Raw genomic sequence first — 14,526 nt, 5'->3', positions numbered from 1 at the left:
ATTGAAACTAAAATGACGACATCGCAGCAAGCAACCGGCCTGACCGTCATGGTGGTCGATGACAGCAACACGATCCGCCGCTCGGCCGAAATCTTCCTCACCCAGGCCGGTTACCACGTGGTACTGGCCGAGGATGGTTTCGACGCGCTGGCCAAGATCAACGACCATCATCCGGCATTGGTGTTTTGCGACATCCTGATGCCGCGACTCGATGGTTACCAGACCTGCGCCCTGATCAAGAAGAGCGCACGGTTCCATACCACGCCGGTGATCATGCTGTCCTCCAAGGATGGCCTGTTCGACCGCGCACGCGGTGCCATGGTCGGGTCGAGCGCGTACCTGACCAAGCCATTTTCCAAAGACACCCTGCTCGCGGCCGTCCGCGAGCATACGGCCCCCAAAGCCTGATTAACCGATTCCGGAACCTCCCGTGGCCATTACCAAAGTCCTCATCGTCGACGATTCGCCGACCGAACGCTATTACCTGACCGATATCCTGGTGAAGAACGGATTCTCCGTCTCCACCGCCGAAAGTGGCGAAGATGCCCTGTCGAAGATCCGCGCCGACCGCCCGCACCTGATCCTGATGGATGTGGTGATGCCCGGTTCGAACGGCTTCCAGGTCACCCGCTCGATCGTGAAGGATCCCGAGTTCGCCAATGTGCCCGTCATTATCTGCAGCAGCAAGAACCAGGAAACCGACCGTATCTGGGGCATCCGCCAGGGCGCCAAGGATTATTTCGTCAAGCCGGTCGATCCAGAGCAGCTGCTGGCTCGCATTGCAGAACTGGGTGCTTGAGTGAACGCCGCTGTCGGCAGCAGCACGCTCGCGCCGCAGGCGGCCCGCCGCTCGCGCCTGCGCGACTACCAGACGCAGCTGCTGGCACGCATGCAGGCGGCCCACGAAGGTACCGGCACCGCCCAGCACCACCGGCGTGGCCATTGGCAGCGAGCGTTTCCTCGTCGAGCTGGCCGAAGCGGGCGAGATCGTCTCGCCGCTGCCGCTGGCGCGCGTGCCGCTGACCGAGCCCCGGTACCGGGCCTGGCCAACGTGCGCGGCAGCCTGCTCGGCGTGATCGACATGGCACGCTACTTCGGCATGGACGCCGGCGCCGGTCCCGACGCGCGCCTGGTATCGCTGGCGCCGCGCCTGGGCTTCAACTGCGCGCTGCTGGTATCGCGTGTGTATGGCCTGCGCCGCGCCGCCGCCATGACCCGCGAAGGAACACCGGAAGCGCCGCGCTTGCGCGACGCCGATGACCAAGTATGGACGCCGCTGTCGCTGGCGTCGCTGGTGCAGGAAGAACGTTTCCTGCATGTCGCACTCAAGTCTCTCTAACTTCAATTACAAAAAGCCGTAGCACCAGGAGCCGCAATGGGAACCGCGTCAAAGACTATCGATATTCTTCCAAACGGGAACAGCGAGGACGACACCGTGTTGGCCTCGCCGGACACCCAGTTCGGCCTGCATGCTGCGGAGGAGGCTGACTCCGAACCCGCACCGGACGCCGTCAAAGGCGACGCCGAGGTGCTGCCTCCCGAGGAGCTTGCCGCCGTGGCAGCCGCCGGCACGGCCACCACGGTCCTGCAGCGCCTGACCGGCATGGTCCGCTCGGCGGGCGGCTTCAACGACGATGACGACGAAGGCAGCCAGTTCACGCTGCCCTTCATCGGCCACATGTCGCTGCCGCGCCAGCTGCGCCTGCTGATGGTGCTGTTCGCGCTCGGTATCTCGGTGATGGTGCTCGGTATGTGGCAGGGCGCCCGCGTCAATGCCAAGGTGGCGGCGCAGATCCGGTGGTCGGCGACATCATGATGCACAGCCAGCGCGTCGGCAAGGCAGCCCCGAACGCGCTGTCGGGCAGCCCGGATTCCTTCGACCAGCTCAACGAAAGCCACACCGAGGTCGAGCGCAAGCTGGGCCTCCTGACCCGCGGCGGCGACGTCGGCACCGTCAACGTGCCGGCCGCCAGCGGCCGCCAGGGTACCCAGCTGCAGCGCGTGCGCGCCACCTGGAAAGCGTCCGAGCAGGGCGCGGTCAATATCATCAAGATGAAGCCGGCACTGATCGCCTTCGACCGCAGCGTGCGCCAGCTCGACGGCATGGCGACCGAGATGCTCAAGCTGACCGAAGACCTGATGACCCAGAACGTGGAACGCGGCGCCAGCGCGAAAGAACTCGCCGCGATCGGCCGCATGATGATGCTGACGCAGCGCCTGGCGCGCGGCGCCAACCAGTTCTTCGCCATCGGCGCGCCGGGCGACGACGCCGCGGTGCGTATCGGCGCCGACGCCGCCGCTTTCGAATTCGCCCTCGGTACGGTGCTCAACGGCGCCGCCGCCCAGCGCAACCCCGACCTGCGCGAAAAGCTGATCCAGGTGCAGACCCGCTTCCAGTCCTTCCGCAAGGACTTCGCTCCCTTCCTCGACAACCCGGCCGCGTACTCGAAAGCCCGCGCCGCCGCCCGTACCATCCACCGCGACAACGAACTGGTGAAGAAGGAAGTGGCCGCCCTGCAGTCGGGTTACTTCGAACAGCAGGCTACCCAGAGCGGCTGGTTCTGGATGCGTATCGTGGCGACCGTGCTCGCCGTGATCTCCGCACTCTCGATCGCCAGCGTCATGGTGCAGGACTCGCGCATCCGTGCCCGCAGCGCCGACGTCCGTACCCGCGAAGCCGAGGTGCAGCGCCAGCTGGCACAGGCCCAGGAAGAACAAGCCAAGGCCACCAACGACCAGAACCAGGCCGCGATTCTGCGCCTGATGAACGAACTGCAGGAAGTGGCGGACGGTGACTTGACCGTGCACGCCACCGTGTCGGAAGACATCACCGGCGCGATCGCCGACTCGGTCAACTACACGGTCGAGGAACTGCGCGGCCTGGTGCAGCGCGTGACCACCACCGCCGAGAAGGTGACGCTGGCATCGAACGACGCGCAGCAGGTGTCGGCCGAACTGCTGGGTGCAACCGAAGAGCAGTCGCGCGAGATCGAGGACGCGTCTTCCACCGTCCTGCGCATGGCCGGGGAAATTACCGACGTGTCGAAATCGGCGAACGAATCGGCCGACGTGGCGCGCCAGTCGGTTGCCGCGGCGGAGCAGGGCGCCAACGCCGTGCAGGATGCCATCTCGGGCATGCACGAGATCCGCGAACAGATCCAGGAAACCTCGAAGCGCATCAAGCGCCTGGGCGAATCCTCGCAGGAGATCGGCGAGATCACCGAGCTGATTTCCGACATTACCGAACAGACCAACGTGCTGGCGCTGAACGCGGCGATCCAGGCGGCGTCCGCTGGCGAAGCCGGCCGCGGCTTCTCGGTCGTTGCGGAAGAGGTGCAGCGCCTGGCGGAACGCTCGGGCGAAGCGGCCAAGCAGATCGGCGCGCTGGTGCGTACCATTCAGACCGACACCCACGACGCCGTCGCGGCAATGGAAAAATCGACCCAGGGCGTGGTCGAGGGTGCCCGCCTGTCGGACGCCGCCGGCGCCGCACTGGCCGACATTTCGCGCGTGTCGAACCGCCTCGCCGAACTGATTCAGGGCATTTCGTTCGCTACCAGCCTGCAGGCCACCTCGGCCAACGGCGTTGCGCGTAACATGCAGCATATCCTGTCGGTCACGGAGCATACGCAGGCCGGTACCCGCCAGACGGCGCAGTCGATTCATCAGCTGGCTGCACTGGCACAGGAACTGAAAAACTCGGTATCGCGCTTCCGCGTCGCCCATTGATGTTGCTCCACGAACGATTCATCGCCATGACTTCACCTTTGCACATGGTCGCCTTCGATACCGGTCCCCTATCCTGGGTGATCGGCGAGATCCGCGACGCGCTCGAGCGTTCGGGCAGCGCCTTGCTGGACGCGGCCACGGGATCGAGCGACGCGCAGCCGACGCTGCTGCTGCACGCGAAGACGCACCTGCACCAGGCGCACGGTGCGCTGCAGATGGTGGACGTGGAAGGCGTAGGCCTGCTCACTGGCGCGGCCGAGCGTGCGCTCGACGCGTTCAAGGACGGCAAGCTGGCCTGTACGCCTGACACGGCACAGGCCGTGCGCGATGCCTACGGCGCGATCGGCGAATACCTCGAGGAGCTGGTGGCCGGCACCCAGCCGCAGCCGCTGCGCCTGTTCCCGTATTACCGCGCGCTGCAGGAATTGCTGCGCGTGGAGCGCATCCACCCGTCCGAGCTGCTGTCCGTCGACGGCCTGGTCACGCTCGATTTGCCGCCACCCTCGGGTGGCGCGCCCGATTACGCACGCTGCCGCGCAAGTTTCGAAAAAGCGCTGCTGCCTTACCTGAAGAGCAGCGACGACGCCGCGCGCGCCCGTCACGCCCAGGCGCTGAGCGAAGCGCTCGCGCCCCTGGCCGACGCCAGCATCGATGCGCGTGCACGCACCTTCTGGAGCGCGCTGCACAGCGTTGCCGCGCTGGTTGGATCGCAGCAGCTCGCGGGCGACCTGTACATCAAGCAGCTGTTCAGCCAGGTCAACTCGCAGCTGCGCCGCCTGAGCCAGGGGCAAATGCAGCTGGCCGACGCGCTGCTGCGCGACGCCCTGTTCTTCATCGCCGCCGCGCCTCAACTCGACGAGAACACCGACGCGGCCCAGCTGCGCCGCGCCTTCCGTCTCGATGGTGCCGTGCCGGCCGACTACAACGAGCGCCGCTACGGCAAGGTCGACCCGAACGCGCTGAAGGAAGCCAAGGAAGCGCTGGCCCGCTCGAAGTCCGACTGGGACCAGCTGGCCGTGCGTGCCGACGCCGGCTGCGAAGCCGATTTCAACGAAGCGCTGGCCACGCTCGCCGGCGCCAGCGACAAGCTGGGCGCGCCGGCCCCGGCGCAGCTGCTGCGCGAACTCGGCGAGGCGGCCAATGCATCGATCGCCTCCGGCCGCAGCGACCAGTTCGGCCTCGAGATGGCCACCGCCATGCTGTTCGTCGAGCAGGGCCTGGACCAGGTGCGCCAGCTGCCGGCCGATTTCGACCAGCACGCAGAAGTGGTGGGCCAGCGCTTGCTGGCCCTTGCCGCCGGCGACACGCTGCCGGCCGCACCGCAATGGCAGAACGAACTGACCCGCCAGACCCAGCAGGGCCAGACCGTGGCCGTGCTGGCGGGTGAAATCAAGAATGGCCTGCGCCAGGTCGAAAAGCTGCTCGACGAGTATTACGACGAGCCGCAAGGCAAGCGCGCCGCGCTGCACCATGCCGGCACCCAGCTGCACCAGGTCGAAGGCGCGCTCTCCATCCTCGACCAGGATGCCGCCGCCCGTACCGCGCAGCACGTGCGCGAAGCCGTGGCGCGGCTGGCCGAAGGGGACGGCGACGTCCAGGCCCAGTCCGGCGCACTGCACAACATCGCGCGCAACATCGGCGCGCTCGGCTTCTTCACCGACATGCTGGCGCAGAACGGCGACAGCGCCCGCAGCCGCTTCGTCTTCGACGCCGAAGCCGGGCTGCTGCTTGAACTGAGCTACGAACAGCTGGCAGCGAAGGATGCGCCGGCTGAAACGACCGACACCTTGTCGGTTGCTGAACTGGCAACCGCGCCGGATACCGCGCCGGATACCGCGTCGGATACCGCGCCGGATACCGCGTCGGATACCGCGCCGGAGGCCACACCGGTTGCCGAAGCGGACACGCCGGCGGTGCACGCCCCCGCGGAAGTGGGAGCGACCCAGCTTGCGCCGGCCGCGCCCGCGCCCGCGCTTGATGCCGACATGGCCGGCGTCGACGCCGAGCTGCTCGAGATCTTCATCGAAGAGGCCGACGAGGTGCTGGGCGTGGTGGCGGCGACGCTGCCTGTCCCGGGCGCGCGAGCCGAGCGCCCAGGACTCGATGACGATCGTGCGCCGCGCCTTCCACACGCTCAAGGGCAGCGCGCGGATGGTGAACCTCGATACCTTCGGTGGCGCCGCCGCCGCGATCGAACGTGTACTGAACGTCTGGCTGGCCGACAGCCGCAGCGCCACGCCCGACCTCTTGCTGCTGGTGGCCCATGCGCACGCGCAGCTGGCACCGTGGGTGGCGGAGCTGGCACAAGCCGGCTATTCGCGCCGCGACGGCCTCGCGCTGATCGCCTGCGCCGAACGCGTGCAGGCAGGCGAAGCTTTTGTCGCCGGCGAGGAGACAGCGGTCGAGGCGCCGGTGCTGGCCGAAGCGGAAGCGGAAGCGCCGGTTGTCGCGCAAGCCGACGAGGAAGGCGACGCGCAAGCCCCGTTGGCCATCGAGTCGGATGTGTCCACGGACGAAGCGGGCGAGCTTGCAGTACAGGCTGACGCGGAAGACATGACGGCAGCCGGCGAGCACCTTGCCGTCGAAGCCGAGGCGGATGCCGAGGCCGTAATCGAGGCCGACACCGAGGCCGACACCGACTTCACCGAGTCGGACCTTGCCGTTGTCGAAGCCGGCACTACCGGCGTCCAGTCCGAAGCCGAAGCCGGCGTCGACGCGGAAGCGGCTGTCGACGCGAGCGACGCCGTGGACGCTGCCGCTGCGCCGGAACACATTGCGCAGGACGCGGAACCGGTGGGCGAGCACGAGGCCAGCAATGTCATCGCACTGCCGACGGCCACCCGCCCGGTACCGGCGCCCGAGGACGGCATCCGCCGTGTCGGCACGCTCTCGGATTCCGCTGGGCCTGTACAACATCTATGTTGCCGAGACCGACGAGCTGCTGCGCGTGCTCGAGCGCGATTTCAGCGAATGGCGCCATGAGCCGGGCCGCGCCGTCACCGAAGACGCGCTGAAAGCCGCGCACACGCTGGCCGGTACATCCAGCACGGTCGGCTTCGTCGACCTGCGCGACCTGGCCGAGGCCATCGAAACGACGCTCGAACAGCTGGGCGCTCCTGCGCCAACGCTGAGCGCCACGCAGCACGACGTGCTCGAGGCCGCGCTGGAGAGCGTACGCGGCATGCTGCAGGCATTCTCGCGCGACGAACTGGTACCGGCCCAGGACGCGATGCTGGAGCAGCTCGCCGTCCTGCGCGACGAGCTGACCTCGTATCACGCCGCGGCCGCCTATGGCGAAGCCGAGCCGGAACTGGCCGGGCATCTCGATTCCCTGTTCGAGCAGACCTATGACAGCCTGCTGAGCGACCCGCCGGTGTTCGAAGAGGCGGCGCCGGCGGCGCAGCTGGACGCCGCGCCGGCCGACAGCCAGGTCGACGACCTGTTCGGCCTGGACTTCGACGACCTGTTCGATACGCCGGCGCCTGCGCAGGCCGAAGCCGAAGCGCAGGCAGCCGAAGAAGCCGACGTTGCACCGGAAGCGCTTGCTGCCGATGAAGCCATCGCGCCGGCGGCCGATCCGGAGCCCGAACTCGAGGCACAAGCCGCGCTGGAGCCGGAGCTGGAGACTGGCGTAGCAGCCGAAGTCGAAGCTGAGCCGGAGCTGGATACTGAAGTAGCAGCCGAAGCCGAAGCCGAAGCCGAAGCCGAAGCCGAGCCGGTGTTGGGGGCCGAAGCGCAATCCGACGCTGAATCAATCGTCGAAGCGCAGGCCGAGCCGGCGTTCGAAGAAGAAGCCGAGCCGGAATTGCAGCCGGAAGCGGAAGCGGAAGCGGAAGCGGAACGAGAGCAGGAAGCTGAGCTGGAGGCCGTCGGGCTGGAGGCCGCGGAGGAGCCTGCGCTCCAGGCTGAGCAGGAACCTGAGCTGGAAGCACAGGTCGCCGAGCCGGAAGCCGTAGAGGAACCCGAGCTCGCAGCCGAACAGGAACCTGAGCTGGTCATCGCACAGGAACCTGACGCGGAACGCGAGCAGGAAACCGCAGAGCAACCCCAGGCGGAGGAACCCGCAGCGCAGTCCGAGTCCGAACTCGACGCTGTCGCCGAGCCAGTGCTCGCAGCCGAAGAGGAAGCACAGCCGGAACCGGTGCCGGAAGCCGCAGCGCAGCCCGAGCAGGCGCCGCAGGGTGCGGAACCGGCTCCGCAAGCCCCGCTGTATGTGCAGCCGCTGGCCGAACCGGAAACGGTTGCCCGTCCGCTGGCACTCGACACGACGGCCGGCCTGCTGCCGGTCGAGCCGATGCTGCGCGACGACCTCGACGCGGACCTGCTGCCGATCTTCCGGAAGAAGCCGCCGACCTGCTGCCGCAGATCGGCAACGGCCTGCGCCAGTGGCAGCACAATCCGCAGGATCCGGCACCGGCGCAAGGCCTGCTGCGGACGCTGCACACGGTCAAGGGCAGCGCCCGCATGGCTGGTGCGATGCGCATCGGCCAGCACACCCACGAACTGGAAACCCAGGTCGAGAACATGGTCCACGCCGGCACCACGGCACCGGCCGCGTTCGACGAACTGATGGCCAACTACGACCAGGCCCCGGCGCTGTTCGAGCAGCTGGTGCAGCCAGCCCAGGTCGGCGAGGCTGAAGGCGCCGAGGCAGGGCAGGAAGGCACGCCGGCAACGGCGCTGCCGCTCATGCCGGCAAGCGTCGTCGAGACCCAGTCGCCGACGGAAGCCCGTACGCCGCTGGTGCGGGTGCGCGCCGACATCCTCGACCGCCTGGTGACCCAGGCCGGCGAAGTGTCGATCACCCGTTCGCGCCTGGAAAACCAGATGGAAGTGCTCAAGGGCGCGCTGGCCGACTTCTCGGACAACCTGGGTCGTCTGCGCCGCCAGCTGCGCGAAGTGGAGATGCAGGCCGAATCGCAGATCGCCTCGCGCATGTCGATCGCCGGCGAGCGCGAATTCGATCCGCTCGAGTTCGACCGCTTCACGCGCCTGCAGGAACTGACGCGCATGATGGCCGAGAGCGTGAACGACGTCGCGTCCTTCCACGAGTCGCTCTCGCGCAGCATCGACGGGGCAGGGGACGAACTGAATGCGCAATCGCGCATGACCCGCGACCTGCAGCGCGACCTGATGCGGGTGCGCATGGTGCCGTTTGCCAGCCTGTCCGAGCGCCTGTTCCGCGTGGCGCGCCAGACCGCCAAGGAGACCGACAAGCGCGTCAACCTCGACATCCGCGGTGGCGCGGTCGAGATCGACCGCAGCGTGCTGGAACAGATGGCCGCGCCGTTCGAGCACCTGCTGCGTAACGCCATCGTGCACGGCGTCGAGCCGCGTGCCGTGCGTGCGGCAGCAGGCAAGCAGGAAACCGGTGAACTGCTGGTGCAGGTCAGCCAGCAGGGCAACGAAGTCGTGCTGCAGTTCAGCGACGACGGCGCCGGTCTCGACCTCGATCGCATCCGTGCCAAGGCGGCGACGCTCGGCCTGGTCGCGCCTGGCGTGCAGCTGAGCGACGCCGAGGCGGCCGAACTGGTCTTCCAGCCGGGCTTCTCGACGGCCGACGTGCTGACCGAACTGGCCGGCCGCGGCGTTGGCATGGACGTTGTCCGTGCCGAGGCGCAGGCCCCGGCGGACGCGTCACCATCGTCACCGAGCGTGGCAAGGGTGCGCGCTTCACCATCCGCCTGCCGCTGACGCTGGCCGTCACCCAGGTCGTGCTGGTCTCCAGCGCCGGCAAGACCTACGCCTTGCCCTCGACCCTGGTCGAGCAGGTGATCCAGGTACGCGAGCGTGAGCTGATCAACGCCAACGCCGCCAACCTGATCGAAGTGGGGGACGACGTCGTGCCCTTCCACTACCTGCCTGCCCTGCTGGGAGAAGGCGAGACCTTCGAGCCCGGCCTGCGTTCGCGTCCGGTGCTGGTCATGGCCAGCGGCGGCGAACGCGGTGCGCTGCTGGTGGACGAGGTGCTGGGCAACCGCGAGGTCGTCATCAAGAACCTCGGTCCGCAACTGGCGCGCGTGCCCGGCATTGCCGGTGCCACGGTGCTCGGTTCGGGCGAGATCGTCCTGATCCTCAACCCGCTGGCGCTGAGCCGTCATGCCGGCAGCGTGGTGCAGGCGCTCGTACCGTCGGCACCGGTGGTGCAGCAAGTGCCGGTGCACCAGCCGACCGTCATGGTGGTGGACGATTCGCTGACCGTGCGCCGCGTGACCCAGCGCCTGCTCGAGCGCGAAGGTTACCGGGTCGTGCTGGCCAAGGACGGGCTCGACGCGCTCGAGCAGCTGCCCGAGGTGCGTCCCGACCTGATGCTGGTCGATATCGAGATGCCGCGCATGGACGGCTTCGACCTGGTACGCCATGTGCGCGACGACAAGGCCACCAGTGCGACGCCGATCATCATGATCACCTCGCGTACCGCCGACAAGCACCGCAACTATGCGCTGGGCCTGGGTGTGAATGCCTACTTCGGCAAACCATTCCAGGAACCGGTGCTGCTGGGGGCGATCGCGGGCCTGCTCGGCCGCGAGATGCCGGCAGCGTAATGTAGGGTGGACGGCCGAGCCGTCCACCCTACGCCGCCTTCACCACCGCAAAACGTTCAAGCGTGCGCTGGCGCGCCTGTCCATGGTCGACGACCGGCCGTGGATAATCCTCTCCCAGCACGATCCCGCATTCCTTCAATTCATCCGCCGGCACCAGCCAAGGCGCGTGGATATCGCGCGCGTCGAGCTTGCCCAGTTGCGGCAGCCAGGCGCGGATGAAGGCGCCCTCCTTGTCGAACTTCTGCGATTGCGTCACTGGATTGAAGATGCGGAACCAGGGCTGGGCGTCGCAGCCGGTGGAGGCGGCCCACTGCCAGCCGCCGACGTTCGAGGCCAGCTCGTAATCGTTGAGCTGGCGCGCGAAATAGCGTTCGCCCCAGCGCCAGTCGATGCCGAGGTCCTTCACCAGGAAGCTGGCCGTCACCATGCGCAGCCGGTTGTGCATGAAGCCGGTGCCGTTCAACTGCAGCATGGCCGCGTCGACCAGCGGGTAGCCGGTGCGGCCTTCGCACCAGGCCGCGAACAGGGCTTGCGCCTCTTCCCCGGATTCCCAGGCGACGGCGTCAAAAGCCGGTTTGAACGAACGCTCGGCCAGATGCGGGTGATGGAACAGGATCATCGCGTAGAAATCGCGCCAGACCAGTTCCGACAGCCAGACCGGCGCGCCCGCGCCACCGGCGCCGTTGGCCATCAACTGCTGCAGCGTGCGCACCGGGTGGCGCACCGAGGTGGTGCCGAAGCGCAGGTGGATCGACAGGCGCGAGGTGCCGGGCAGGGCGGGGAAGTCGCGTGCCGTGCCGTAGTCGGGCAGGCGCGCGACAAATGCTTCGAACAAGGCCGTCGCCCCGCTCATCCCCGGCGGCGCCGGCGGCAAGCCTTCCTCGAAACCGAGTTGCGCGAGACTCGGCAACGGATCCGCCGGGACGGGCGCCAGCGCGGCCGCATGGGGTTCGACCGGCCAGGGCGCCAGCACGTCCGGCGCCGCCGCCAGGCGCTTGAGCCAGGCGTTCTTGTAGGGCGTGAATACGCCATACGGCTGCCCGGCCAGCGTCAGCACTTCGCTTTTTTCAAAGATGACCTGATCCTTGTAGCTCAGCAATTGGCGACCGTCCGCCTCCGGGGCAAATGCGACCTGTGCGTCGCGTTCGATGGCAGCGGGCTCGTAGTCGCAGTTGACGTGGACAGTGCCCGCCTGCAGTTCAGCGGCCAGGCGCGCAATCTCGTCGCAGGCGCGGCCATGGCGCACCAGCAGGCCGCCGCCGAGACGGCGCAGCTCGGCGTCGAGCTCGAGCAGGCTGGCGTGGATGAAGCGCACGCGGCGGTCGCCTCGGGGCAGGCCGGCGAGGATGTCGGTATCGAACACGAAGGCGCAATACACCGAGCCTGCGGCATATGCAGCGTGTCGCAGCGCGTGGTGCAGGGCGGCATGGTCAAAAGCGCGCAGGTCACGCCGGAACCAGACCAGAGAATTTCTTGTAGGAATCATAAGTGTGTTCAGTCAACACGGCGGGCCATTTTAAGGGCCAGGATGGCCGCTTCGGGTGAATGCAAATCGCGCGCGCAACGGCAGTACCGGTGGCCAGGTGCGCGTTTCAGTGTAAACTAGCGAAAAGCCCAAAATGTTGTAGTCTGGATATTAGCGCTTCACGCGTGCCACAACAGCGGTCCCGCCTGCGGCGCAGCAGCCCGTCGGGAGTCCTGAAGAGCGAGCCAACAGAGAGTCAGCGTATGAAGAAGAGCAAAATCGGCAGCACCATGCCCATGGCCGGCCTGCCCCAGGGGAGCGAACTTCTGGGCAATATCGGTCCGGCTCCTTCTGGGTTGAATCTGGCCAATCATTTCCTTATAGCCATGCCCTCCATGGAAGATCCGATCTTCGGTGGCGCCGTGGTCTACATCTGCGAGCACAACGAAAAAGGTGTGCTTGGCGTGGTCATCAACAAGCCGACGGACATGACGATGGAAGTCCTGTTCGATCGCATCGACCTGAAAGTCGACGAAGGCCTGCGCTCGGTCGTCGAGGACGAGCCGATCATGTTCGGCGGCCCGGTGCAGGACGACCGCGGCTTCGTGCTGCACAGCCCTGGCGGGCGCTATTCGTCATCGCTGAACGTCACCGACGAAGTCGCCTTCACGACCTCGATCGACGTGCTCGAAGCCGTCGCCAGCGGCAGCGGACCGGCGCGCATGCTGGTGTCGATCGGCTACGCCGGCTGGAGCCCGGGCCAGCTGGAAGAAGAACTCTCCCGCAACGGCTGGCTCACCGTGGGGGCCGACGCGCACGTGCTGTTCGACCTGCCGATCGAGGAGCGCTACAACGCCGCCATCAAACTGCTGGGCATCGACCCGATGATGCTCGCCACCGAGGCCGGCCATGCGTGACAATGGTTGAGATCGTTTTTGGATTCGACTTCGGTATCAAGCGTATCGGCGTCGCGATGGGCAATACGCTCACCGGGCAGGCGCAGCCCCTCAGCGTTGTCGATGCGATCGACAACGCCACCCGCTTCAAGACCATCGGCGCGCTGATCGACCAATGGCGCCCCACGCGCCTGGTCGTCGGCGAACCGCTCCATCCCGACGGCGCCGAGCACGACATGACCCTGCGCGCGCGCCGCTTCGCCAACCAGCTGCACGGCCGCTTCAACCTGCCCGTCGAGCTGGTCGACGAACGCTATTCGTCCGCCGTGATTCCCGCCAGGCGCGGCGAACACATCGATGCCAAGGCGGCCGCCATCATTTTGCAACAGTACTTTGACGATCATGCCAACAACTAAACACGACTTCGATGCGGAAGCGCTGTACCGCGCCCTGCTCGAACAGGTGCGCGCAGGCCTTGCAGCCGTGCCCGATGCCGCCATCGTCGGTATCCATTCCGGCGGCGCCTGGCTGGCCGAGCGGCTGGCCCTCGACCTCGACCTGAAGGGCCGCCTCGGCTTCATCGATGTCTCGTTCTACCGTGACGACTATGCGAAGAAGGGCCTGCACCCGGACGTGAAGCCGACCCACATCGGCTTCAATGTCGATGGCGCGACCATCGTGCTGGTCGACGACGTACTTGCCACCGGACGCACGGTGCGCGCGGCGATCAACGTGCTGTTCGACTATGGCCGCCCGGCCTGCATCAAGCTGGCGGCGCTGGCCGACCGTGGCGGCCGTGAATTGCCGGTGGCACCGGATTTCGTCGGCGTGCGCACCACGCTCGAACGTCACCAGCTGCTGTCGCTGAGCCGCGACGGCGCTGGTCAACTCTCGCTCACCATCGAAGACGACAATGCCGATCCTGCACAATAATCCGCAACTGAACAAGAACGGCGAACTGCAGCACCTGTTGACGATCGAAGGCCTGCCGAAGGCGATCATCAACCACATCCTCGACACGGCGCAGAGTTTCGTGGGCATCTCCGACCGCGAAGTGAAGAAGGTGCCGCTGATGCGCGGTAAAAGCGTGTTCAACCTGTTTTTTGAAAACAGCACGCGTACCCGCACCACCTTCGAGATCGCCTCCAAGCGCCTGTCGGCCGACGTCATCAACCTGAACATCCAGGCCTCCTCGACCACCAAGGGCGAGTCGCTGCTCGATACCATCGACAACCTGGCGGCCATGCACGCCGACATGTTCGTGGTACGCCACGCGCAGTCGGGCGCCCCTTACCTGATCGCCCAGCACCTGGACCGCACCGGACAGAAGGATATCCACGTGGTCAATGCCGGCGACGGCCGCCACGCGCACCCGACCCAGGGCCTGCTCGACATGTACACGATCCGCCACTACAAGCAGGACTTCACCAAGCTGCGCGTGGCCATCGTCGGCGACATCCTGCACAGCCGCGTGGCGCGCTCGGATATCCATGCGTTGACCACCCTCGGCGTGCCGGAAGTGCGCGCCATCGGCCCGCAGACCCTGCTGCCGGGCGGCCTGGAACACATGGGCGTACGCGTCTTCAACAACATGGACGAAGGCCTGAAGGACGTCGACGTCATCATCATGCTGCGCCTGCAGAACGAACGCATGTCGGGCGCGCTGCTGCCGTCGGCGCAGGAGTACTTCAAGAGCTACGGCCTGACGCCAGAGCGCCTGGCGCTGGCCAAGCCGGACGCGATCGTCATGCACCCGGGACCGATGAACCGCGGCGTCGAGATCGACTCGGCCGTCGCCGACGGCAAGCAGGCGGTGATCCTGCCGCAGGTGACCTTCGGTATCGCGGTGCGCATGGCAGTGATGAGTATTTTGGCGGGAGGCAGGGTTTGA

Annotated in this window: 13 protein-coding genes and 2 pseudogenes; 14 read left to right on the top strand and 1 reads right to left on the bottom strand. The window is 66.9% G+C overall.

Annotated features, from left to right (window positions below):
• Nucleotides 1-12: 12 nt before the first annotated feature.
• From G4G31_RS00425 to G4G31_RS27905, 10 genes and pseudogenes are all read left to right on the top strand, one after another.
• Nucleotides 13-408 carry a PleD family two-component system response regulator gene (locus G4G31_RS00425; protein ID WP_182989832.1) on the top strand — a complete coding sequence of 132 codons (396 nt, stop codon included), beginning with the start codon at nucleotides 13-15 and terminating at the stop codon, nucleotides 406-408.
• 22 nt (nucleotides 409-430) lie between these two features.
• Nucleotides 431-799: a PleD family two-component system response regulator gene (locus tag G4G31_RS00420; RefSeq protein ID WP_275944328.1), complete on the top strand. Its 369-nt coding sequence runs from the start codon at nucleotides 431-433 to the stop codon at nucleotides 797-799.
• On the top strand, nucleotides 800-1,339 hold the full coding sequence (locus tag G4G31_RS00415; protein ID WP_229425246.1) for a chemotaxis protein CheW: 540 nt from the start codon (nucleotides 800-802) through the stop codon (nucleotides 1,337-1,339).
• Nucleotides 1,340-1,435: 96 nt separating this feature from the next.
• Nucleotides 1,436-1,816 carry a hypothetical protein gene (locus tag G4G31_RS27930; protein WP_308621966.1) on the top strand — a complete coding sequence of 127 codons (381 nt, stop codon included), beginning with the start codon at nucleotides 1,436-1,438 and terminating at the stop codon, nucleotides 1,814-1,816.
• On the top strand, nucleotides 1,813-3,729 hold the full coding sequence (locus tag G4G31_RS00410; RefSeq protein ID WP_308621964.1) for a methyl-accepting chemotaxis protein: 1,917 nt from the start codon (nucleotides 1,813-1,815) through the stop codon (nucleotides 3,727-3,729). Before G4G31_RS27930 ends, G4G31_RS00410 begins: the two co-directional genes overlap by 4 nt.
• 1,761 nt (nucleotides 3,730-5,490) lie before the next feature.
• Nucleotides 5,491-5,952 (top strand): annotated as a pseudogene (locus G4G31_RS27925) (Hpt domain-containing protein); the annotation flags it as partial.
• A gap of 330 nt (nucleotides 5,953-6,282) precedes the next feature.
• The gene (locus G4G31_RS27920; protein WP_308622195.1) at nucleotides 6,283-6,711 is read left to right on the top strand and encodes a hypothetical protein; all 429 of its coding nucleotides are present in this window, start codon (nucleotides 6,283-6,285) and stop codon (nucleotides 6,709-6,711) included.
• Nucleotides 6,605-6,847 (top strand): annotated as a pseudogene (locus G4G31_RS27915) (Hpt domain-containing protein); the annotation flags it as partial. The gene G4G31_RS27920 and the pseudogene G4G31_RS27915, both read left to right, overlap by 107 nt.
• Before the next feature lie 1,235 nt (nucleotides 6,848-8,082).
• Nucleotides 8,083-9,423, top strand: a complete 1,341-nt coding sequence (locus G4G31_RS27910; RefSeq protein WP_308622183.1) for an Hpt domain-containing protein — start codon at nucleotides 8,083-8,085, stop codon at nucleotides 9,421-9,423.
• Between the two features lie 20 nt (nucleotides 9,424-9,443).
• Complete coding sequence (locus tag G4G31_RS27905) at nucleotides 9,444-10,274, top strand: response regulator (protein ID WP_308621962.1); 831 nt, start codon at nucleotides 9,444-9,446, stop codon at nucleotides 10,272-10,274.
• 28 nt (nucleotides 10,275-10,302) lie between these two features.
• Here the strand turns inward: G4G31_RS27905 and G4G31_RS00395 are convergent, their stop codons facing one another.
• Nucleotides 10,303-11,760, bottom strand: coding sequence for a deoxyribodipyrimidine photo-lyase (locus G4G31_RS00395; RefSeq protein ID WP_182989831.1), 1,458 nt, complete (start codon nucleotides 11,758-11,760; stop codon nucleotides 10,303-10,305).
• Between the two features lie 365 nt (nucleotides 11,761-12,125).
• Between G4G31_RS00395 and G4G31_RS00390 the strand changes: the two genes are divergently transcribed.
• Genes G4G31_RS00390 through G4G31_RS00375 form a run of 4 tightly spaced genes read left to right on the top strand, consistent with a single transcriptional unit; the run spans nucleotide 12,126 to nucleotide 14,526 of the window.
• Nucleotides 12,126-12,656 carry a YqgE/AlgH family protein gene (locus G4G31_RS00390; protein WP_308601243.1) on the top strand — a complete coding sequence of 177 codons (531 nt, stop codon included), beginning with the start codon at nucleotides 12,126-12,128 and terminating at the stop codon, nucleotides 12,654-12,656.
• Nucleotides 12,657-12,658: 2 nt separating this feature from the next.
• Nucleotides 12,659-13,051: a Holliday junction resolvase RuvX gene (gene ruvX / locus G4G31_RS00385; RefSeq protein WP_182989830.1), complete on the top strand. Its 393-nt coding sequence runs from the start codon at nucleotides 12,659-12,661 to the stop codon at nucleotides 13,049-13,051.
• Entirely contained in the window at nucleotides 13,038-13,568 is a 531-nt protein-coding gene (gene pyrR, locus G4G31_RS00380) for a bifunctional pyr operon transcriptional regulator/uracil phosphoribosyltransferase PyrR (protein ID WP_182989829.1), read from the top strand. The genes ruvX and pyrR overlap by 14 nt, the downstream gene beginning before the upstream one ends.
• Complete coding sequence (locus G4G31_RS00375; protein ID WP_182989828.1) at nucleotides 13,549-14,526, top strand: aspartate carbamoyltransferase catalytic subunit; 978 nt, start codon at nucleotides 13,549-13,551, stop codon at nucleotides 14,524-14,526. The genes pyrR and G4G31_RS00375 overlap by 20 nt, the downstream gene beginning before the upstream one ends.

Origin of the sequence: Massilia sp. Se16.2.3 (assembly GCF_014171595.1) — a bacterium.
Classification (GTDB): Bacteria; Pseudomonadota; Gammaproteobacteria; order Burkholderiales; family Burkholderiaceae_D; genus Telluria.
Note: the sequence above shows the minus strand (reverse complement) of the source record. Positions and strands in the feature narration are given on the sequence as shown.